The 20,448-nt window shown below is 48.4% G+C and carries 18 protein-coding genes; 1 reads left to right on the top strand and 17 read right to left on the bottom strand.

What is annotated here, in order from left to right; translation table 11 throughout:
* Window positions 1-192 precede the first annotated feature (192 nt).
* Complete coding sequence (locus F3H20_RS10775) at window positions 193-2,619, top strand: EAL domain-containing protein (protein ID WP_188128288.1); 2,427 nt, start codon at window positions 193-195, stop codon at window positions 2,617-2,619.
* Window positions 2,620-2,738: 119 nt separating this feature from the next.
* On the opposite strand, the gene F3H20_RS10770 is transcribed toward F3H20_RS10775, so the two are convergent.
* The 17 genes from F3H20_RS10770 to F3H20_RS10690 all read right to left on the bottom strand — a co-directional run bounded on the left by F3H20_RS10770 (window position 2,739) and on the right by F3H20_RS10690 (window position 20,323).
* Entirely contained in the window at window positions 2,739-3,701 is a 963-nt protein-coding gene (locus tag F3H20_RS10770; RefSeq protein ID WP_149734936.1) for a type I phosphomannose isomerase catalytic subunit, read from the bottom strand.
* 17 nt (window positions 3,702-3,718) lie between these two features.
* Window positions 3,719-4,483, bottom strand: a complete 765-nt coding sequence (locus F3H20_RS10765; RefSeq protein WP_149734935.1) for a DeoR/GlpR family DNA-binding transcription regulator — start codon at window positions 4,481-4,483, stop codon at window positions 3,719-3,721.
* A 269-nt stretch (window positions 4,484-4,752) separates the two neighbouring features.
* Window positions 4,753-5,397 (bottom strand): deoxyribose-phosphate aldolase, encoded by a 645-nt coding sequence (gene deoC / locus F3H20_RS10760; protein ID WP_149734934.1) that lies wholly within the window; start codon window positions 5,395-5,397, stop codon window positions 4,753-4,755.
* On the bottom strand, window positions 5,387-6,349 hold the full coding sequence (locus tag F3H20_RS10755) for a transketolase family protein (protein ID WP_149734933.1): 963 nt from the start codon (window positions 6,347-6,349) through the stop codon (window positions 5,387-5,389). The genes deoC and F3H20_RS10755 overlap by 11 nt, the downstream gene beginning before the upstream one ends.
* The gene (locus tag F3H20_RS10750) at window positions 6,349-7,203 is read right to left on the bottom strand and encodes a transketolase (protein ID WP_149734932.1); all 855 of its coding nucleotides are present in this window, start codon (window positions 7,201-7,203) and stop codon (window positions 6,349-6,351) included. The genes F3H20_RS10755 and F3H20_RS10750 overlap by 1 nt, the downstream gene beginning before the upstream one ends.
* 131 nt (window positions 7,204-7,334) lie before the next feature.
* Window positions 7,335-8,612 carry a PTS ascorbate transporter subunit IIC gene (locus F3H20_RS10745; RefSeq protein WP_149734931.1) on the bottom strand — a complete coding sequence of 426 codons (1,278 nt, stop codon included), beginning with the start codon at window positions 8,610-8,612 and terminating at the stop codon, window positions 7,335-7,337.
* 21 nt (window positions 8,613-8,633) lie between these two features.
* Entirely contained in the window at window positions 8,634-8,915 is a 282-nt protein-coding gene (locus F3H20_RS10740) for a PTS sugar transporter subunit IIB (protein WP_149734930.1), read from the bottom strand.
* A gap of 55 nt (window positions 8,916-8,970) precedes the next feature.
* Window positions 8,971-9,417: a PTS sugar transporter subunit IIA gene (locus F3H20_RS10735; protein ID WP_149734929.1), complete on the bottom strand. Its 447-nt coding sequence runs from the start codon at window positions 9,415-9,417 to the stop codon at window positions 8,971-8,973.
* 25 nt (window positions 9,418-9,442) lie between these two features.
* The gene (locus F3H20_RS10730; protein WP_149734928.1) at window positions 9,443-11,464 is read right to left on the bottom strand and encodes a BglG family transcription antiterminator; all 2,022 of its coding nucleotides are present in this window, start codon (window positions 11,462-11,464) and stop codon (window positions 9,443-9,445) included.
* 284 nt (window positions 11,465-11,748) lie between these two features.
* Window positions 11,749-12,708: an L-lactate dehydrogenase gene (locus F3H20_RS10725; RefSeq protein ID WP_149734927.1), complete on the bottom strand. Its 960-nt coding sequence runs from the start codon at window positions 12,706-12,708 to the stop codon at window positions 11,749-11,751.
* Between the two features lie 232 nt (window positions 12,709-12,940).
* A complete protein-coding gene (gene abc-f, locus F3H20_RS10720) occupies window positions 12,941-14,419 on the bottom strand; it encodes a ribosomal protection-like ABC-F family protein (RefSeq protein ID WP_149734926.1) in 1,479 nt (492 codons plus the stop codon).
* A 352-nt stretch (window positions 14,420-14,771) separates the two neighbouring features.
* Window positions 14,772-15,863 (bottom strand): FUSC family protein, encoded by a 1,092-nt coding sequence (locus tag F3H20_RS10715; protein WP_149734925.1) that lies wholly within the window; start codon window positions 15,861-15,863, stop codon window positions 14,772-14,774.
* A gap of 176 nt (window positions 15,864-16,039) precedes the next feature.
* On the bottom strand, window positions 16,040-17,596 hold the full coding sequence (locus tag F3H20_RS10710) for a DHA2 family efflux MFS transporter permease subunit (RefSeq protein WP_149734924.1): 1,557 nt from the start codon (window positions 17,594-17,596) through the stop codon (window positions 16,040-16,042).
* Window positions 17,597-17,720: 124 nt separating this feature from the next.
* Complete coding sequence (locus tag F3H20_RS10705) at window positions 17,721-18,080, bottom strand: PadR family transcriptional regulator (protein ID WP_149734923.1); 360 nt, start codon at window positions 18,078-18,080, stop codon at window positions 17,721-17,723.
* Window positions 18,081-18,537: 457 nt separating this feature from the next.
* The gene (locus F3H20_RS10700) at window positions 18,538-19,302 is read right to left on the bottom strand and encodes an SDR family NAD(P)-dependent oxidoreductase (RefSeq protein WP_149734922.1); all 765 of its coding nucleotides are present in this window, start codon (window positions 19,300-19,302) and stop codon (window positions 18,538-18,540) included.
* Window positions 19,303-19,409: 107 nt separating this feature from the next.
* Window positions 19,410-19,859 carry a winged helix-turn-helix transcriptional regulator gene (locus F3H20_RS10695; protein WP_316843069.1) on the bottom strand — a complete coding sequence of 150 codons (450 nt, stop codon included), beginning with the start codon at window positions 19,857-19,859 and terminating at the stop codon, window positions 19,410-19,412.
* Window positions 19,860-19,969: 110 nt separating this feature from the next.
* Window positions 19,970-20,323, bottom strand: a complete 354-nt coding sequence (locus F3H20_RS10690) for a DsrE family protein (RefSeq protein WP_149734921.1) — start codon at window positions 20,321-20,323, stop codon at window positions 19,970-19,972.
* Between the last annotated feature and the right edge of the window lie 125 nt (window positions 20,324-20,448).

Genomic DNA, 20,448 nt, shown 5'->3' with positions numbered 1-20,448 from the left:
TGTCCGGCCCTATACCGGCGCAAAGGCATGGAGAGAATAAATTTTTCTAAAGAATCTGTAAATACTTCAGCTTTTTTTAAAGGGTAGCCTGAGAACGGTAGCGAATATCACAATTGACGCAATTTGGCAATAAAACCAAGATTCTGCAACATCCCTTTTCTTTTCCACTTTACTTTCCTGGAGGTTTTATCAGTGTCCGCCTTATTTAAGCCGCTATTATTTCTTAGCACATTATGTATTACGATCTTCCTGCCTTGCACTAGCCATGCCGAAACGGTAACTTTACAATTAAAATGGACCCATCAGTTTCAATTCGCCGGCTACTATGCCGCCATCGAAAAAGGCTTTTACCGGGAAGAGGGCTTGGAGGTTCTATTAAAAGAAGGCTATCCGGGCATCAATCCGGTGCAGGAAGTAGTCGCGGGGCACGCCGCTTTCGGCGTCGATAATACGTCACTCCTGCTTGCCCGTGATAGGGGCGCCCCAATAAAAGTAATCGCCGCCATTTTTCAGCATTCACCCCAGATTTTAATCAGCCGCCAGGATGCAGGCATCCTTTCTCCGCATGACCTGAAATACAAACGGATTATGCTGGTGCCTGAGCAGAGCACCGACATCCTGGCGATGCTTAATAACGAAGGGATTGATTCCAACCAGGTAACCTTACTTTCGCATAATTGGGACCTGGCTGCTTTCAGCGGCGGCAAAGCGGACGCCATCACCGGCTACAGCACAACGGAGCTATTTTCCCTGCAGCAGCAAGCCTTACCTGTTCACATAATCAATCCGATCAATTATGGAATCGACTATTATGGCGATTGTCTGTTTACTACGGACACGACCATTCAGTCTAATCCGGACCTGGTAAAACGCTTTATCCGGGCCAGTTTAAAAGGCTGGAAATACGCCATGAACCATCAGGAGGAAATGATCGGCCTCATTCTGGCCAAGTACAATCCCTCCCTTTCGCCGGAAAGGCTTCGTTTCGAGGCCAATGAAATGAATAAAATCATTCTGCCCGATTATGTGGAACTGGGACATATGAATCCCGACCGTTGGGCTAAAATTGTAGAAATTCATCAACGCTTCGGTCTGTTAAAGCCGGGCTTTGCCTTAGAAAACTTTCTATACAATGTCAATGATACCGGCGATTTCACAAAATACCGCACTGTTATCCTGCCGCTGTTTGTCATCATCGGCCTCCTCTCTATCGCTTTGCTGGCCTTTATGTTCTTCAATTCCAAACTAAAGCGGATTGTCAAAGAACGGACTGAAATATTGGAAAAAAAGGTCCATGAACTGCAGGAAACGGAAAAAGCCGTGCTCCATCTCGCCTACCACGATACACTGACCAAGCTGCCCAACCGATTGCAACTGATTGATCACATCGATACCCGTAAGCACCGGGAAGACAAACTGGGCGAGCAATTTGCCATCGCTTTTTTTGATCTTGACGATTTCAAACGCATCAACGATGGCATGGGCCACTCGACAGGCGATGCGTTTTTAAGAGAAGTTTCCCTCCGGCTGCAGCACTGTCTGAAGGACACCGGCCAGGTCTACCGGCTGGGCGGTGACGAGTTTATCCTGCTGCTCCCGCAGGTCCAGGACTATAATCACATCGCCGACATCATCCAGGCAGCCATTGAAGCCATCAACAGTTCCTGGAGCTTCAACGGCAACGACCTGCATGTCTCAGCCAGCGCAGGCATCGCCATGTATCCCAAAGACGGGCAGGACGCCGACTCTCTGATCAAAGCCGCCGATATGGCTATGTACGAGGCCAAACAGAAGGGAAAAAACCGTTACCATTTCTTTAATGAAGAAATGCATGCCGCCTGCCTGGACAAACTGATCCTGGAAGCCGAGCTGCACCAGGCCATCAGTCAGCAGGAATTCGTGCTTCACTATCAGCCCCAGATTACCAGCGACGCCCATATTATCGGAGTCGAGGCACTCATTCGCTGGCAGCATCCCAGCCGCGGCCTGCTCTATCCCGGCACCTTCATTCCATTGGCCGAAGATACCGGCCTGATCGTACCCATTGGCGACTGGGTGCTGAACGCCGCCTGCCGGCAGTGCGCCACCTGGCAGAGGGGCGGCCAGATTCCGGTTCGCATTTCCGTCAATATATCGGTTAAACAGTTGCAGCATCCTTCGTTCCTAGCCAAGGTCCGCCATGTATTGGAAGAGACCGGCCTGTCACCGGAATGCCTGGAGCTGGAGATCACGGAAACGGTGGCTCTGACTCACGCCGATCTGGTGCTGCCGATCATGAACTCGCTGCGGGCCATGGGAGTTCGCCTGGCCCTGGATGATTTCGGCATCGGTTATTCTTCGCTCATGTACTTACGAAGTTTCCCCATCGACGTACTGAAAATTGACAAAACGTTTATTCAGGATGTTCCGACCAATATCGACAACGAAGCCATTTTGCAGACCATCCTGGATTTGGCCAGACATTTGCGGATCAGCGCCGTTGCCGAAGGCGTGGAAACACTGGATCAATTCAACTGTCTGAAAAAATACGCCTGTCCCATCGTGCAAGGCTACTTATTTAGCCCGCCCATGCCGGCGGAGGATTTATCGGCTTTTTTTGCCACACTGGAAAACCCGTGATTTCACCCGGATGGCAAGAGCTAAAACCAACGGCCGCTATAGGTTGATTGCTTGAAGCAATTAGCCTATAACGGCCGTTTATTATCCCGAATCACTCTTATATTTCATTTTTAGCAGCCCTACTGCACCCGCAGCAGGGTCAAGTCTCCCTCCAGCCGAACAGTCGACAAAGCAGCCGGCAAAAGCACCGTAGCACCGGCCCGGAGTTCGACAGTCACACCATTGCCGCTGACCCGGCCCTGCCCCTGCAAAACACAGTACGCGGCAAACCGGTCGCCCGGCCGGTCTTCCCGGACTCCCTGAACGTCCCACTTTTCCACGGAGAAGTAAGGGCAGTAAAGAGCGGAATGGGAAAACTCCACGGCCGGCTGTTGGTCAAACCTGATGACCGACAACGCCCGTTCCAAATGAAGCGGCCGTTTTTGTCCCTCGCTGTCAACCCGGTCGTAATCATAAATGCGATAGGTAGTATCGGAATTTTGCTGTATTTCACAGACCACCAAGCCTTTGAGCAGGGCATGAACCGTCCCGGCCGGGACAAACACCATATCACCGGTCCGCACTTTCACCCGCCGCAAGAGCCGTTCCACGCCACCGGCCTGAATTGCCTGCTGAAACGTTTCCCGTGTGGTTCCTTCGGCCAGACCGAACACAATTTCCGCATCGTCATCGGCCTTCACAATATACCAGGCTTCGCTTTTCCCGGCCTCCCCCTCCGCCGTGAGCGCCTCGGCCTCGCCGGGATGCACCTGAATAGAAAGGTGGTCATTGGCGTCAATATATTTGATTAATAATGGCAACCGGTTCTGGTTCTGATACGCTTTCCCCAGGATAGCAGCCGGCTGACGGGCAATCACCTCGGTCAGGCTCAAGTTTTCCCAGCAACCGTTTGCCACTATACTGGTGCCATGCTCATGAGTGCAAAGCTCCCAGCTTTCACCAATGCAAGAACCGGGCAGCGTTCTCGCAAAAAGCTGCTCCAACGACCGCCCACCCCATAGCACCTCTTTATACACCGGCTTCAGTTGCAAGGGATATATCCCGTTATCGTCCAACCCTGTCTCCGTTATTGCCACTGCCATTTTCACTCGCCTCCCGCTTATGTTTCACAAACCACTATGTTCTTCGGCTTCTTTCTGTTGGCGGGAAAACTGTTGACAAATACCAAGTCAAATTCGGTCAGATTAGCCCAGGTGCACAGCGCCTTAATCGAGTATTTCGAGTCATCACTAAGCACGTAAGTATGATTCGACCGTTTCATAACCAGTTGCTTTATAGCGCCGATGGCAAAGTCGGCCGAAAAAATCTCACCGCTGTCCAGATCAATCCCGCTTACTCCCAAAAAGGCGTGATCGAAACGGAACTTACTGATTTCCTCCAGTGTAATCGGTCCCATATTCATATCGTATTTGGCATTGAACTGACCGCCCAGTACATAGACTTCTCCCCGGTATTCCTTAACCAGCTTATCCAGGGCATACACGCTGTTGGTGACCACCTTGATTTCCTTGTTCGCCAGCAGCGGCACCAGATGAGCCGGCGTCGTGCCCGAATCAATAAAAATACAGTCGCCGTTCTTAATAAGCTCTGCTGCCTTGGCACAAACCAGTTGCTTGGCCGGCAGGTTGATCAGCTCCTTTTCGCCCACCGGTCGCTCGGTCAGATTGGACAGGGTATCAGTCAGTTCCTTATTAAGGGCGCCGCCGCGTTCCCGCTGAATCTTCCCCTGCTCTTCCAGAATTCGCAAATCCCGCTGGATGGTCGATATGGAAACCCCCAATTCCTCCGATAAAGCCTTGATTGAAACCGATGGCTGGATGTGCAGTCGGTTAAGCACAAATAACAATCTTTCTTTTGCCAACATGAATTCCACCTGCTTTCATTATACAATCGATTATTTTAAGTTTCAACCATTTTAAATCATATTATATCATTTTATATCTAATCTAGTCATCTTTCATTGTCAAATTCAATCTTTGCTCATCGCTTTCGGGGTGGATATGTTTATAGACAAGCCTTGTTAGTCTCCTTAGATTATACTAAAAATCCGGCACTTGCACCATTAGAATACAAAGGGCAATGGTTTTTAAACCATTGCCCTTTATCTATAGTTGGCAAGTACTTATCGATTGTTTATTCATCACTGACTAAAGCAACACCGCTGCTTGTACCAATCCGGTCAGCCCCGGCTTCAAGCATTAACTTTAACTCTTCTTTATTACGGACACCCCCTGCAGCTTTTACTTTTACAGCATCACCAACAGTATCCTTCATAAGCTTCACGATTCTCGGATTAGCGCCAGCAGTACTAAAGCCTGTACTGGTCTTAACAAAAGCAGCTTTCGCCTTGCAGACAATTTCACAGGCCTTAATAATTTGTTCATCGTTTAACAAGCAGGTCTCTATAATTACCTTCACACAATGACCATTCGCTGCTGCTACGACTTCCTTAATTTCATTTTCGATCATCCTGTAGTTTCCTGATAAAAATTCACCTATATTGATCACCATATCAATTTCTTGCGCCCCATCTTTTATGGCATTACCGGTTTCAAAAACTTTTACCGGAGTTGCATTGGCGCCAAGCGGAAACCCCACCGTACAACACACCTTAACATCACTGCCCTGTAATAAACTATGGCAGTAAGCTACCCAACAAGTATTGACACAAACACTGGCGAACTCATACTTGATTGCTTCCTTACATAACTTTGTTATTTGATCTTTAGTTGCACTTGCTTTCAATAAGGTATGATCAATTAATTTATTAACGCTCATAAAGTACCTCCACGGTTTTAACTAAATCTTCGGCAGTAAGCCGGTATTCTTTTTGCAGAAACTCAGCACTACCTACCTGCCCAAACCGCTCGTCAACTCCATGTCGTTTAAATTTGATACCAACATTGGCTTCAGCAAGTGTTTCCGCCACTGCGCTTCCTAACCCGCCGGTTATGGAATGGTTTTCAAAAGTCACTATCGCTCTTTTACCAACCGCCTCTTTTAACAATAGTTCTTTATCCAGAGGCTTGACAGTAAACATGTCAATGATTTCAGCAGATATGCCTTTTTTATCTAATATTCCGGCAGCATCCAAAGCATCACTGACTAATTGCCCGGCTGCTACAATTAAAACATCCGTACCTGCTTTAATCACATTTCCTTTGCCGATTTCAAAGTTTGACCCGGCTTCGTAAACATTCCTAACGGCCTTACGATTAGCCCGTACATAATGGATGCCTTCCCTGTTAGCAAATTCTTTTATGATCCACGACAGTTGTATATCATCTGCAGCATCACAGATGACCGAATTAGGAATGGCGCGCACTAAGGCCATATCTTCCCAGGTTGTATGGGTTCCCCCGTTTTGAGCAACAGTAAATCCGGGATCAGATCCATATATATGTAAAGTAGTGTGAGCATAGGCACCGGATATGAATAGTTGATCATAAACACGTCTTGTTACAAAGGGTCCAAATGAATGAAGAAAAGGCTTGAAGCCCATGACGGATAAACCGGCCGCTACACCGACCATATTGGCTTCGCTAATCCCGCATTGAATGAAACGATCAGGGTTGGATTTTTTAATTTTACAAAAACCGCTAGGCTCGGCTAAATCTGCATCCAAGGCAACAATAGTATCATCAGACTTCATCAGTTCCTGTATTGTTTCCACGATACTCATCCTTAACTCACGGCCTTTTTTCGAACGATCACCAGTAAGCTTAAACATTATAACCGCCCTCCTCCAATAAATGCCTCAAGTTCTTTGACAGCCTCATCAGCGGCATGGTTGATCTCATCATTATTGAACTTAACCGAATGATTTCCTGCTAACGTTTCAAAATACGGAACACCCTGCCCTTTAATTGTATCCAGAACGATACAAACTGCACGATCCTTCACTTCTTTTGCTTTTTCTATCGCTTCATTTATAGCCGCTTCATCATTTCCTTTGACTTTTTGAACATAAAAACCGAAGGCTTCCAGCTTTTTAGCAATATCAAATTGATTCATAATCTCCTGGGTTGTCCCGTCAAGCTGCTTCTTATTATCGTCGATTACGACAATGCAATTGTTCAACTTATAATTGGCTATGTACTGAAACGCTTCCCAGCACTGGCCTTCATTCAGTTCCCCATCGCCGATGATAACGTAAACATATTGTTCACTATTTTTTAATTTCATGCCTGTAGCCATTCCCGCCGCTACCGAAGCCCCCTGTCCTAATGAACCGGTTGTCATATCGACTCCCGGTGTATACCTTCGATCAGGATGCGACGGCAGCTTGGTTCCCCCTTGATTCAAGGTAAATAACAGCTCCCTGTCAAAAAAGCCTGCTTCCGCCAATGCACTGTACCAGCCGGGACCGGCATGGCCTTTACTTAGCACCACCATATCGCGATCTTCCTTTTGAGGATTTTCCGGATCATAATTCAATTGTTTTCCATAAAGCACACTCAGTAATTCCACAATACTTAACGAGCCGCCTATATGCCCATACCCTACATTTTTAAGCATCTTAATCACATTAACCCGAATGCTTGCTGATAATAGTTTTAGTTTTCTCAGTTCTTGCTCATTCATCGCTCTCCCACCTCGGATTAGATTTTTTATATTGCTCTAGAAAAAATAAATATCCCCCGCCACATATACCGAGGGATATTTATTTTTATTTTGTTTTTTCCCCTTCTGTGCTACGCGCCGTTTACCGTGGTCTACATACCAAACCAGCGTAAAGCATTGCCCAGAATGATGCCGACCGCACCAAAATCAGCATCGCTGAAGGTGGTATTGGCAAATCCCAGATTGCCCAATACCGGCATTAAGAGCACAGGCAGGAAGGTAATCAACAGACCCTGGGCAAAGGCCCCGCAGATAGAACCGCGGATACCACCCGTGGCATTGCCGAATACCCCGGCCGTAGCGCCGCAGAAGAAATGGGGCACTACACCGGGCAGAATGATCGGCAGGCCCGGAATGGATTTATCCAGCAGCAGTAAGACCATCATGCCAACAACGCCGCCGGCAAAGCTGGACAAAAAGCCAATCAGCACGGCATTAGGCGCATAAGGATAGACTACCGGACAATCTAACGCCGGTTTTGCGTTAGGTACAATCCGGGTAGCAATGCCGGTAAAGGCCGGTACAATTTCCGCCAGCACCAGCCGTACCCCGGCCAGGATGACATATACGCCGCCGGCAAAAGTGATAGCCTGAATGAGCGCAAACACCAGGAAATGCTGCCCGCCGCTCAGTTCCTTTTCCACAAAACCCTGTCCCGAAGCCAGCGCTACGATAAAGTACAGCACGGCCATGACCAGCGATACGGCCAGCGAAGAATCACGCAAAAAGCTCAGACCCTGCGGAAAATCAATATCCTCGGTGGATTTTTCCCGGTTGCCGACCAGCGAACCGACCCAGGCCGAAAACACATAACCCAAGGTGCTGAAATGACCGAAGCCCACATCATCGGTGCCGGTAATTTTACGCATCGTTGGCTGAGCAATCGCCGGGAAGAAGGCCATGACAAAACCTAATACCACCGACCCCACGATAACCAGTGAGGCACCGCCCATGCCGCCGGCTGTCAAGATGGCGGCAATCATACAAGCCATATATAAGGTATGATGTCCGGTAAGAAAGATGTACTTTAGCGGCGTCAATCGGGCAATGACGATATTCATCACCATGCCGAAAGCCATGATCAGCGCCGTTTGTGTTCCATAGGTCTTGAGCGCCAGGGCCACAATAGCCTCATTGTGCGGCACCACTCCGTTGATGCCGAAGCCATGCTGGAACATGACACCGAAGCTGGACAACGCGCCGACAACAATACCGGCCCCGCCGCCAAGAATGAGAAATCCAAGAATGGTTTTTACCGTCCCCTTCAGGATATCGGGACCGCTTTTCTTTTGAACTAACAGACCAACCATCGAAATAATGCCGACTAAAATAGCAGGAACACTCAGAACATCGGTAATAAACTTTAACATGTTTTCCCTCCTCCATTCTTACTATATGGTTCCACTGTCCCCCAAGGCAGCCAGTAATTTTTCTTTCAATTCCTTCATGTCGATCATACTGTTTAAGGAAACCACCTTGCCGCCCAGCGCCGTTAGCTGGCTGGCAATATCTCTGGTACCGACGTAAATGTCGGCTTTGATCCCCGACGCCGAGGACAGATCACTGTGATCCACCGTAGCCGCCACATTGTTTTCCTTAAGTATTTTTTTGATGTTCATTTCAATCATGAAACTGCTGCCCAGACCGCTGCCGCAGCATACCAGAATTTTCATCGTCTGGCCCCCCTTTTTCGTTTGTTTTCCTGCTTACTGCCCGCCCCCGGCGGTTCTAAGAGTAGCGTCTGATGATTGCCAGTACCGCCTCCTTTTTCGTCGCGTCCATAATGCTTCTGATATCTTCGGCATTCATCAGCAGCTCCATAAGCTGAGATAAAGCCGTCAGATGCGAATTCCGGTTTGGTGCGGCCAGCGTAATCAGCAATTTAACCGGATCGTTGGTTTTGTTGCCAAAAGCAACAGGCTCTTTCAGGGTAACCAAACTCATGGCCAGCTTTTTCACCCCGTCTTCCGGCCGGGCATGAGCCAGCATAATGCCCGGCGCAATGACCATATACGGTCCCAACGTTTCGTGATTGCCCACAATTGCCTGCTGGTAGCGCGGTTCAACACAGTTTTTATCCACCAAAAGGTCGGTGCCGCTTTTCACCGCCTCCCGCCAATTGTCACATCCGACATGTAAGCGGATGACATCTGCTGTAAGAAGGTCCGTCAACATGGCTTGTTATCCTTTCTGTTTTTAATCATTGCTGAAACTCCGGACGGCAATCCGGTATCAACGCCAACACCGCCGCTTTATCCGCAGCCTGGCGCAAACCCTGCACTATGTCCGGTTCCTTCAGCATTTGCCACAGTTCGGAAAGAACCCGGAAATGGGATTCATGGTCGACGGCGCCAAAAGCAAAGACCAAATCGACCGGTTCATACCTGGTGTCGCTGAAAGAAACCGGCTCCGCCAGTCTGACCATACTGAGGCAAATTCGTTTAACCCCGTCCTCGGGACGCGAATGAGGCATGGCAATGCCTGGTGCGATAACAATGTAGGGGCCGATTTTTTTTACACAGGCAATCATACTGTCAATATACCGCTCCTCGACCGCCCCACCGGCTACCAGCAGCCTACCTGCCTGCCGGATAGCCTCCTCCCAGCAACCGGCCCGGACATCCAACTCGACGGAGGACGGCACCAGTACGTCTTTCAACCCCAGCAAGGAGCCGGATAAAGCCAGCGCCTCCACGGCGGCGAATTTTTTGTGATATACACTCTGAATCTGGTTCTCAATGACCTGCATCTCTAAGGTCGACAGAATGGGCGACACATGGAGCACGGCCGCATCCTGCCGTTTTAGAGGCACGGTGCTGATCACCAGATCGACGCCGCTGACCGTCTGCTGTTTCCATTCGTACAGCGACAATACCTTGACAATATCCAAATAAGGCATCCGGCTTTTCAACGTAATGGATAACAGTTTGGCCGTACCGATCCCGTTACCGCAGACCAGTACCACCTTCAGACTTTTTTGAGCCCGGCTTTTTTTCCGCTCAATGGCCGCCCCGAAATGAATGGTCAGGTAGCCGATTTCATCCTCGGACAGTCCGGCGCCCAGCTCCTGTTCAATTTCCCGGACGGCCTTGAGTACAATGGCAAACAATTCACCGTATTTTTCCCTGATTTGCGGCAGCATCGGATTGGTCAGCGTAACCTTGCAGCGAGCCCGTTCGATAGCTGGTTGTAAGTGCAGAGCCAGCCCATAGAGCAATTCCTCATCATCGACGTAAATGTCGCCCAGCCACCGCTGACAGCTTTTGATAAAGCTTTCGGCCAAGTTGAGGGCCAGCAGATTCACCTTTTGCCGTTCGCCTTCGTCCAGTCGCGAAAAGCAGGAAATCTGACTGCCTAACAGTTGCCGAATGATAAAGGTCACTTCTCCTTCCTCGCCAATCCGGCGGTCGTAGCAGGATAGCTCGGCGGCAATCTGCCGGGCCAAACCGGCAAAGAAGCTGCCGCTCATGCCGCTCAATCCCCCGCTGTCGGTTTCTTCCAGCCGCCGGCCCTGCTGCAGCCGTTTTAGCTGAACAGCCAGAGAAGTTACCATATAATTAATGGAAAAGTCCGTATAGGACAGTCCCTGCTCTTGCAGCAGCCGGATCATAAAGCTAGCCAGCTCCCCCACCGGCAGCGTGCCGGCATAGGCATGAAAGAGTTCCGCTTCATAGGGATACTCTCCCGCCTGCTGATCCGGCGCGCTGACATCATAGGTCCCGGTGCAGAAAATCTGAACCAGCAGATTGCGCAGGTTCTTTTCCTTGCCTTCAATCCACAGGCCCAGGCCCCGTTTGGAGGCAAGCTTCGCCTGGTATTTGACCAGCAACTCCTTTACGCTTTCCAGATCGGCCAGCAAGGTGCTGCGGCTGACCAACAGGTGTTCTGCCAGCGCCTCGGCTGCTGCCGCCTGACCGGCGGCAAGCAGGTAGACCACGATAGCCAGGCAGCGTTCCCGCCGGGAAAGCACATAATCCCGGAAAGCCATGCGAGGCAGTTCGGCCAGACCGGCCGTCGCTTCGATCCAAACGCCCCGGTTAGTCTGCTTGCATAAAGCAAGGCCCTTGTGTCTCAGCGCTTCTTCCACAAAATCCAAATCATAGCGAATGGTCCGTTCACTGACACCAAACCGCCCGGCCAGTTGCTTGACCGTCAGAGGTGCGTCGTGGGCGGTAGCCTCTAAAATTTTTATCAGTTCCTGACGACGTGCGGTAAGAACCATACTCAAAGCTCCTTATTAGGTCGCCACCGCTTGGTTTATTTGAGCTGCGGTTGCTTCGACCTTCTCTACTTGTATTGTATAATTGATCTATATGACGAACAAGAATAACAATTGTCAGAAAAAAGTGGCAACAATCCGTAATTATCGGATAACATTTGCTCTTCCTTTCGGGTTATCAGGTAGACTAATTGAAAAAAAGGCGCTTTACCTTTACCGGCAAACCACAGCCAATCCCGCAGTCCCGGAAAAGTAAAGCGCCTTTATTTTTACTCCATTTTCGCAGCCTAACTCAGCAAGCCGGTATTTCTCAACACCTGGGAGATGCTGGCCGCACTGTGCCTGAGTTTTTCTGTTTCCTCCGCCGTCAGGGGTACTGCCAGCCGACGTTTAACACCGCCGGCCCCAATCTGGCAAGGCAGGCTGAGCGACACCCGGCTCAAACCGTACTCGCCTTCAAGAGTTGTGGAAACCGGGAAAATGCTGCCCTCATTGGCTAAAACAGCCCTGGCGATCCGGCAGGCCACCACCGCTATTCCCGAGTTTGTACAACCCTTGAAGCTTAACACATCGTAAGCGACCTGAACGACCTGACGGCCCACCGCCGCCGTATTCAAAGGTTTAGCCGGCTGAAAATAAGCGTCCAGCTTATCGTAAGCGATACCGGCCACACTGACCAGACTCCAGGCCGGAAAAGCCGAATTGCCATGCTCGCCCAGCATATAGCCCTGTACATCCTTCGGGTCCACACCGTAGTGATTGGCCAGAATCCGTCTGAGCCGGGCCGTTTCCAGGGTAGTCCCGGTACCGAGGATCTTTTCCTTCGGATAGCCGAAGAAATTTTGCGCACAGTAGGAAATGACATCCAGCGGATTGGTAATGATAATGATAACCGCTTCCTGCGTATAGCGGACAATAGATGACATAACCTCCCGGATGGTCTTCACATTCCGGTCAGCTAGCACCAGACGGTCCGGATTCTCACCGGGCATAATACTTGGCCCGGCCGCAATAATAATGACGTCGGCATCCCGGCATTCCTCGTAGCCGCCGGCCCGGACATCAATATTGGGACTGTAATAAGCAAAAGAAGTGCCATGACTGGTATCCAGCGCCTCTCCCACCGCCTTATCCCCGTCCGTATCAATCAGTACGATTTCCGAAGCCAGTTGAAAGGCCAGCGCACAATTGAGGACCGCCGATCCCACATGCCCCACGCCAACAATGACAAGTTTGTTTCGATTCATAGTTGATAACCTCCTCCGTATGATTACGGCAAAACCGGGCTGGCTTTACCGGGTATACAAAAAGTCCATTCCTCCTGCACATCTCACCTCCTTATATCGGACTTCAAGTGTATATATGTATACTTTCCCAAAAAACAAATAATTCCTGCCCCACCAGCAGCAAAAGGCATACCCGCTTGTCGTCGCGGGTATGCCAGCATTAATTTTAAATCTGTTCTCTGATATAAAACGGCTAAAGCGTTACTACCTTGGTGGCTATATTCTTGCAAAACTCGCTGTCATGCTCAACAAACAAAATAGTCGGCGAAAAGTCCAGCAGCACTCCTTCAAGCTGCAGCCGGGAGATCACATCAATAAAATTAAGCGGTTCGTCCCAAACATACAAGTGAGCTTTCTCACAAAGGCTTCTGGCCAGTAGCACTTTTTTCTTCTGGCCGCCGCTGAAATCGGCCATATCTTTTTCAAATTGCACCCGCGAAAAATCAAGTTTTCTTAAGGTCGCCTTAAAAATGCTTTCGTCAATGCCATAGCCCCGGATATAGTCGCGCAAACTGTCCGTAAGGCCGGAAGTATCCTGCGACACATAGGATATAATGAGCCGGCTGGCTTTCCGGAACGTACCGGTATAGGCAATGGCTTCGCCGCAAATCAACTTGATCAGACTGGATTTACCCGAACCGTTTTTGCCGCTAAGCGCAATGCGGTCCCCCTGTTCAATCGTAAAATCCGCCTGCCGGCAAACGGCCCTGTTTCCGTAGAAGATATCGAGGTTTCCCACCTCCACCAGCCGCTGGGTATAAAAATCGAGTGGCGTCATTTGCAGCCGTCCGGCGTTTTCTATATTTTTCAGCAGACCGGTTTTTTCCTCCATAGCCGCTTGCTGCCTTGCCTCGATGCTCTTCGCCCGCTTCATCATCTTGGCCGATTTATGGCCAAGATAGCCCCGGTCGGGCCGCAAGCCGGAGTTCTTGCTGCCCAGCTTGGTTTGTTCCACTTGGTCCGACCAGTTAGCCGTCCGCCTGGCGGCAGAGGACAGGCGGGCAATGTCCTTTTTCAGTTTTTCATTCTCGGCCAGCTCAAATTGGTCCTGCCGCCTTTTATTTTCCCACCATGTCGAGAAATTACCCTTCTGAATGTCGATGTTATTCTTATTGATGGAAAGCACATGATCCACACAGCTATCGAGAAAAGCACGGTCATGGGACACCAGAATAAAGCCCTTTTTCGTATTAAGATATTGGCTGACGCTAGACCGCGCCTCCCGGTCAAGATGATTGGTCGGCTCGTCAATCAGCAGGAAACTATTTTCCTTCAAAAACAAAGCTGCCAATAACAGCTTGGTCTGCTCGCCCTGCGATAATGTGGCAAAGGGGCGGTACAGCACTTCGCCGTCCACCTGGAGCAGCGAAAGCTCCCGCAGTACTTGCCAATCCGGACAGCCGGGGCAGATGCTCTCCAGCACATCTCTCGCTAGTTCTTCCGGACGGGTTACCGCAAAGGGAAAATACTCAAATTCCACACTGCCCGCAATGGTCCCGCTATATTCGTAACGACCCAGCAGCAGATTGAGAAAAGTAGTCTTTCCCCTGCCATTTCGACCTATGAAACCCAACTTCCAGTCCGTGTCCATCTGAAAGCTCACATTTTCAAAAATAGGATCATAACTTCCCTCATAAGCAAAAGTTAGATTTGAAATATTAATTAATGACATCAGCTTATATCCTCCTGCAAAAAAAGTATGAGCTGCAAGAAAGAACATTCCTGCAGCTCATACCACACAGCAAAGCCAAGCCCGGCACCGGGCAAGACAAAGATATAGGACTGAGTTGAAAAGAATTGTATCTTTCTTGCCTAAGCACAACAAAACAAGAGGCCTTTTCGCCCATGATTTGATTATGCTTTAAAAATTAGCAAGAAAGAATAATCATCTTTTCAACTCCCATCGTTTTATTACCACCAATATAGCATATGCTTGCCTCAAATTCAATAAACAAAACCTGGAGATGCACACAAGGAATCGGTCACTAATCTAACAGCATGACAAACTGCATGACAGGTGGCCTTTACTCATTGGCGGAAATGTCAATGCCGGGAAAGAGCCGGCCGCTCCCGGCAGCTTGCGCATTTAAGGCAGGAAACTTATCTTCAATTTCATCAAGAATGCGGCCCAGATCCGAAAAAATGGCACCCACTTCCGGCGCCGTGTCCGCCTCATGCTGCAAAGCATAGTAGTATTGTGAGAAATTGGCCCGCATCTCCCTTACCGCCATAACTGCCGCTTCTTTCGCCTCAACATCATTGGCCGCAACCGCACGGGCAAAGATCAAAAGACACAGGCGTACATCCTTCAACACGCTGGAAAAGTCGTACGTCTGGCCTGGCAAAGAATGTAGATCTACTAAGCTGCGGGCTATCCCGCGAATCTGGATACTGATATGCTCTACCCGGTTTATCAATAAAACCAGTTCAAACATAGCCTTTCTTTCCCGTCGTTGAAAGGGAGTGTAGCGAAAACCATGCGCTGTCTGGATAATCTGCAGATGCTCTTTTTCAATCCGCGTTACCATCCGTCTTGCCTCAAGCAAGCTACCTTCTGTATCCGTCGGAGCATCAAGCATATGCTCCAGCACCAGCATCAGTTGCCGGATGGAGGCAACCACGGCCTGCCGGGCGGCAACACTCGCCTGCGGCGGGCTAATCGCTATATTCAGTAATACGGCCACAAGAGAGCCAATCATCGTTTCCCAAATCCGGCCCAGTATATAGCCGTTCGTCTGACCGTAAACCAGCACCAGCAAGGTGCTGACCCCTACCTGGGAAGTAATTTGCGGATTTAAACGAAAAGCAGTCGAAGCCGATATTCCCAGTAAAATCGCAAAGAAAATAGTTACTGTATTAACGGCAAAGTAAGAACCAATCGCCCCACCGACTGTGACCCCCACAATAACGCCCAAAACCCGGTATACTCCCTTTTCTATGGAATCAGCGATTGTCACCTGCATGGTTAAAATAGCTGCCAGCGGCGCAAAAACCGGATAAGAACTGCCCGGTATCAGCAAAGCGACCAGCCAGGCCAACCCTGCCGCAAAGGCTGTTTTGAGTACCTGCAGCGTTAGGCCCAGCCTTGCCAGTTGAGTTAGACAATAACGCATCATACGCACCAGCCGGCGTTTCTTTGTAATCGATCCCGCAGTATCATAAGACGGCCTCCCAAAGTCTTTTACTATCAAAGTAACAAACCTTACTCTCACCGTCAAGGTACAATTCTATACATTCCTCCTGCATAAATAAAGAAGCAGCAACCCGCCACGGTTCTTCTGCTGCTGTTTCGCTAGTTTTTGTTGTTAGGACTAATAAATAGTGCTAACAGTCCTCCCAAAAAGCAAATCACCGCAAGAGTGTGAAAAACATCCTGAAAGGATAAGACAGAAGCCTGGCGTGATATCATCGCTCCCAGCAAAGCTTTGAGCATAGCGTACTGCTGTGGTAATAACCCTTGCCCCGTCATCCAGCCATGTGTTGCTACAGCCAGTGCCGAACTGTCCATCCCCTGATTTCCCCATAAAGTACGCAGCAGGTTAAATATTTCCTGCGGAGCGTGGGTAGCCGGATTCAGATATTCTTTTAGTTCTGCCGTATGATAGATTTCACGGCGCGTTAACAGTGTCTCCGCAAATACCACACCAATGCTGCCGCCAAGATTTTTCCCGAAATTAAAAATACCCGAACCAACGCCGACTTTATCCTTCGGCAGTGAAGAAATGGCGCAATTGGTGAGCGGCGACATAGTAAACCCAAGCCCTACGCCCAGCAAAGCCAATCTGACGGCAAAATTATGAAGCGAATAATCGGTATTGATCGTCTCAAACCAGTATAAAGAACCGGCAATCATCATGATACCTGCAAATGCCGGCAGTCGCGAACCGAGACGGTCGGCCAGTCGTCCACCGATCGGCGAGGCCACCACCATGCAGGCCGTCAAAGGCAGCATGGCCATTCCTGCGGTTGCGGAATTATAGTCCAGAATCGACTTGAGGAAAAAGGGGAGTAAATAATTGCCGCCATAATAAACCAGGAAAGATACGAATCCAATGGCATTAGCTACTGAAAAATCCATACTTCGAAACAAATGATATTCAACCATTGGATGCTCTACCCATTTCTCTATGGCTAAAAACAGCGTAAACGCTGCAAACGCAGCGTAAAATAAGGAAAGAATATAAAGAGAATCCCAACCTTCCTTTTGTCCCTGATTGAGAGCGATAAGCAGGCAACTGACACTGACTATGAGGAGCGCAGCGCCAGGATAATCGATCTTCGCCGACGGATTGCGCTTCGACACAGGTATCACCAAAATGGCCAAAACAATGCTTATGACACAAACCGGAGCAACCGAAAAGAAAATCGTGCGCCAGTCAAAATGTTCAATTAAATAACCGCCGAGTATCGGCCCCATCGCACTGCCGGCGGCAGCTATGGCGCTCCATATGCCAAGCGCCTGTCCCCGTTCATTGCCCTCAAAGGTTTGCGCAACAATAGTCATCGCATTGGGTAATATTAAGCCGCCTCCTATCCCCTGAAGGATACGAAAGAATACCATAGTGGTGGAACTGTCGGCTATTCCGCACAGCATGGAAGCCACAGTAAACACGATTAGGCCTGCTATATAGAGGGGCTTTGCGCCAAGCTGGTCCCCCAGCTTGCCTGTGATGGGAAGAGTGGACCCATAAGGCAGCATATACCCCAGCGACACCCAGACAATGGAGTCCATATTAAAGTTCAGCGCCGCCATAATATTGGGAAGAGCAATATTGACACAACTGCTGACATAAGCGCTAAGTACCGTTCCAAGGCATACGGTAACTAAAATGAAATACTTCTTAACCATAATAACCCTCTTTGCTAGGTAACAAACTAATAGTGGGAAAAGTCATTTACTTTGATTTGGCATTACCCCCCGGAATTTTCCTCACTTTTTGCTTTAGTTTGACCAATGTGCTTATACCAAAAAACTAACTCTCCAATAGGTCTGACTTTAAAATTTCTATTCTTGCTTCGGCCTCCTCAAGCCGGTCTTTCAGCTTCGCCTCAAGTTCCGGAATATAAGCACTACCCACTTGGGTAATTGTATAAATACGTCTGCCACGAGTAGCGGGGTTATCCCACACTCCGACTATATAGTTTTTTTCCTCCATTATTCTCAGTAAAGGATAAAGCAGGTTGGTATTCGGGGAATAATAATTTTTCGTGCGCCGTTTTATTTCTTCGGCTATTTTATTACCGTGAGCCGGTCCCTGCTGAAGACTTTTCAGGATGTATAACCCCAGGACAAGCCTCATGTAACTTAAGTAATCATTAGTTCGCTCTGACAAAATAACTCCTCCCACTCTTATTATAATTAATTTAATTATTATTATTTTTATCAATACTTATATTATTAAATTTATCAGGTATTTTTATCCAAGTCAATAATTAAAAAATGCCAATAAACAAGATAATCTTGTTTATTGGCATTTTCCACTACCTCAAACATCTAAATGCAACGTTTCTAAATTATATTATTTGTTACCATGCTTCAAATAAAGCCACATTGATTTCCTATTTAGCCCAATATACACTAACCCGGCCCCAATAAACAGAAGTCCGGCCACTCATGCACGTCTTTGGGATAAAAGATCTTCTCCAGCCTTATACGGGTTACTTGTGCACTAGGCTAATTAAAGTGTCTCTTTCCCGGCATGCCAAAAAGCAGAAAAACCGCTATGGCTTTTCTGCTTTTTAAACTTTTCGCTTATTCTTGATAAACCGCGACAGTTCTTTTATATACGTCTATAAGAACATGCCGCCTGATACTTCTATACGCTGTGCGTTGACCCATGCCATTTCATTGGTGCATAAAGCGGCAACCACACCTCCGATATCATCGGGCTGTCCCATTCTGCCCAACGCAGTCTGCGCCCGGATGTAATCCCTCATTTCAGGATGCGCGGCTAATGCCTCCTTGTTAAAATCCGTATCAATAGCACCGGGAGCAATGACATTTACTCTGATTTTCCGTTGTCCCAGTTCTTTAGCCAAATATTTAGTAAGCACTTCAATCGCGCCCTTCATCGCAGCATAGGCACTATATCCGGGTAAGCAGAACCGGGCCAAACCCGTCGAAAAATTTACAATCCCTCCGTTGTCAGCAAGCAAACCGGATAGTGTCTGCGTTAAAAAGAACACCCCTTTAAAATGAATATTCAACAAACTGTCAAACTGCTCCGGTGTGGTACGATCAAACGGGGCATTAAGGCCAATGCCCGCATTATTAATAAGAAAATCAAATTGTTCCCGTTGCCAGGCTTCTTTTAAAACCGTGGACAATTGCTCTGCGAAAGCAGGAAATGATGCTACCTGGCTCACATCCAATTGCAGCGCCACCGCCCGGCAGCCGCTGTTTGTCAGTTCTTCAACAACGGCAGCGGCTTTTTCCTTTTGCATATTGTAAGTAATAATCACATCAATGCCTTTTTGCGCTAACGCAAACGCCGTATTCTTTCCTAACCCCCGGCTACCGCCCGTTACCAACGCAATTTTTCTATTATTCCCCATAGCCATTCTCCTTTGCCTATAACAAAATTAAATTGAAGGCGCTTTCAACAATTTCATCATATAGCAGGCGAAACAGCTTCACAAGAAGGCACTATTTTATTAGCTAGTCACCTTTTTGTAACCACATCTGAAACCATGTGACTAGCATCCTGTGGTGACATCTGGCAGCGATAAAGCTCGCCCCATTCGCGCAGCTTCTCAAACACAGGCTCCAGAGTATGTCCCAGTTCCGTTAACGAATACTCAACTTTAGGTGGATTTTCCGGATAAACTTTACGCTGAATCACACCAGCCTGCTCCAATTCACGTAAATGCTGAGACAGCATTTTCTGCGATGCCTTGGGAATCATCCGCCTGAGCTCGTTAAATCTTACTTGTCCACTGCAAATTTGCCAAATAATCAACGTTTTCCATTTACCTTGAATTACTTGCAGCGCCGTAACTGTATTTATATAATCCTCTACATCTTCCTGATTCAGAAATTGCACTTCCTCCAGTTCCTCTCTCATCCCCGCATCCCCCAGTTCCGCAAACTTTTTATCCGAAAAGTAATTCAAAACATCCTGCATTTGTACCTATTATGATACACGATAAAACAAGCCAAATCCTTCTGCCATTTACCAGAGAGATTTGGCCTGTTTACAACAAACGGCGGGTACGTATCATCTCAGACAGATAAAACTTTCTTGTTAGCCTGCAATAGCTCAGACAGCGGCAGCCCCAACGGCTTCACATCAATCCCCAGGCTGCGCAAATCTTCTACCACACCAAACATCTGAGCGCAGGAAATACAAGCCGTCACATGAATGCCGGACTCCATCATCTGTCGGACCCGGCCCTGTAGTTCTTCATCGGTCGCCAATAGCTTGGCCGAAGGACCCCAAACCATCAAAGTGACTTCTTCCCACCAGCCCTTTATCTTGCAATTTAGCGTATACATAAACACCATACTTAACGCAGTCTCTTTATCACCGCTTTTCCATAATATATACAACTCTTTATCCGTTTCCTGGTTTTCCATAACAGCTTCTCTCCTTTGCCCTTGTATAGCTACCATTGACCGACCAAATAATCAACTCTCCCCCGTTGACTGCCAGGCCTGTTGTTGATATGACATTTCAAATCCTTATAGGTAGTCTATCAACT

The organism is Propionispora hippei DSM 15287, from assembly GCF_900141835.1.
In the GTDB taxonomy this organism is placed as follows: Bacteria; Bacillota; Negativicutes; order Propionisporales; family Propionisporaceae; genus Propionispora; species Propionispora hippei.
This window is presented reverse-complemented; position numbering and strand designations above follow the sequence as displayed.

Bases quoted from the DNA above. Each gene is read 5' to 3' on its own strand.
- F3H20_RS10770 (WP_149734936.1), bottom strand. From the start codon at position 3,701: ATGGCAGTGGCAATAACGGAGACAGGGTTGGACGATAACGGGATATAT.
- F3H20_RS10765 (WP_149734935.1), bottom strand. From the start codon at position 4,483: ATGTTGGCAAAAGAAAGATTGTTATTTGTGCTTAACCGACTGCACATC.
- deoC (WP_149734934.1), bottom strand. From the start codon at position 5,397: ATGAGCGTTAATAAATTAATTGATCATACCTTATTGAAAGCAAGTGCA.
- F3H20_RS10755 (WP_149734933.1), bottom strand. From the start codon at position 6,349: ATGTTTAAGCTTACTGGTGATCGTTCGAAAAAAGGCCGTGAGTTAAGG.
- F3H20_RS10750 (WP_149734932.1), bottom strand. From the start codon at position 7,203: ATGAATGAGCAAGAACTGAGAAAACTAAAACTATTATCAGCAAGCATT.
- F3H20_RS10745 (WP_149734931.1), bottom strand. From the start codon at position 8,612: ATGTTAAAGTTTATTACCGATGTTCTGAGTGTTCCTGCTATTTTAGTC.
- F3H20_RS10740 (WP_149734930.1), bottom strand. From the start codon at position 8,915: ATGAAAATTCTGGTATGCTGCGGCAGCGGTCTGGGCAGCAGTTTCATG.
- F3H20_RS10735 (WP_149734929.1), bottom strand. From the start codon at position 9,417: ATGTTGACGGACCTTCTTACAGCAGATGTCATCCGCTTACATGTCGGA.
- F3H20_RS10730 (WP_149734928.1), bottom strand. From the start codon at position 11,464: ATGGTTCTTACCGCACGTCGTCAGGAACTGATAAAAATTTTAGAGGCT.
- F3H20_RS10725 (WP_149734927.1), bottom strand. From the start codon at position 12,708: ATGAATCGAAACAAACTTGTCATTGTTGGCGTGGGGCATGTGGGATCG.
- abc-f (WP_149734926.1), bottom strand. From the start codon at position 14,419: ATGTCATTAATTAATATTTCAAATCTAACTTTTGCTTATGAGGGAAGT.
- F3H20_RS10715 (WP_149734925.1), bottom strand. From the start codon at position 15,863: ATGATGCGTTATTGTCTAACTCAACTGGCAAGGCTGGGCCTAACGCTG.
- F3H20_RS10710 (WP_149734924.1), bottom strand. From the start codon at position 17,596: ATGGTTAAGAAGTATTTCATTTTAGTTACCGTATGCCTTGGAACGGTA.
- F3H20_RS10700 (WP_149734922.1), bottom strand. From the start codon at position 19,302: ATGGGGAATAATAGAAAAATTGCGTTGGTAACGGGCGGTAGCCGGGGG.
- F3H20_RS10690 (WP_149734921.1), bottom strand. From the start codon at position 20,323: ATGGAAAACCAGGAAACGGATAAAGAGTTGTATATATTATGGAAAAGC.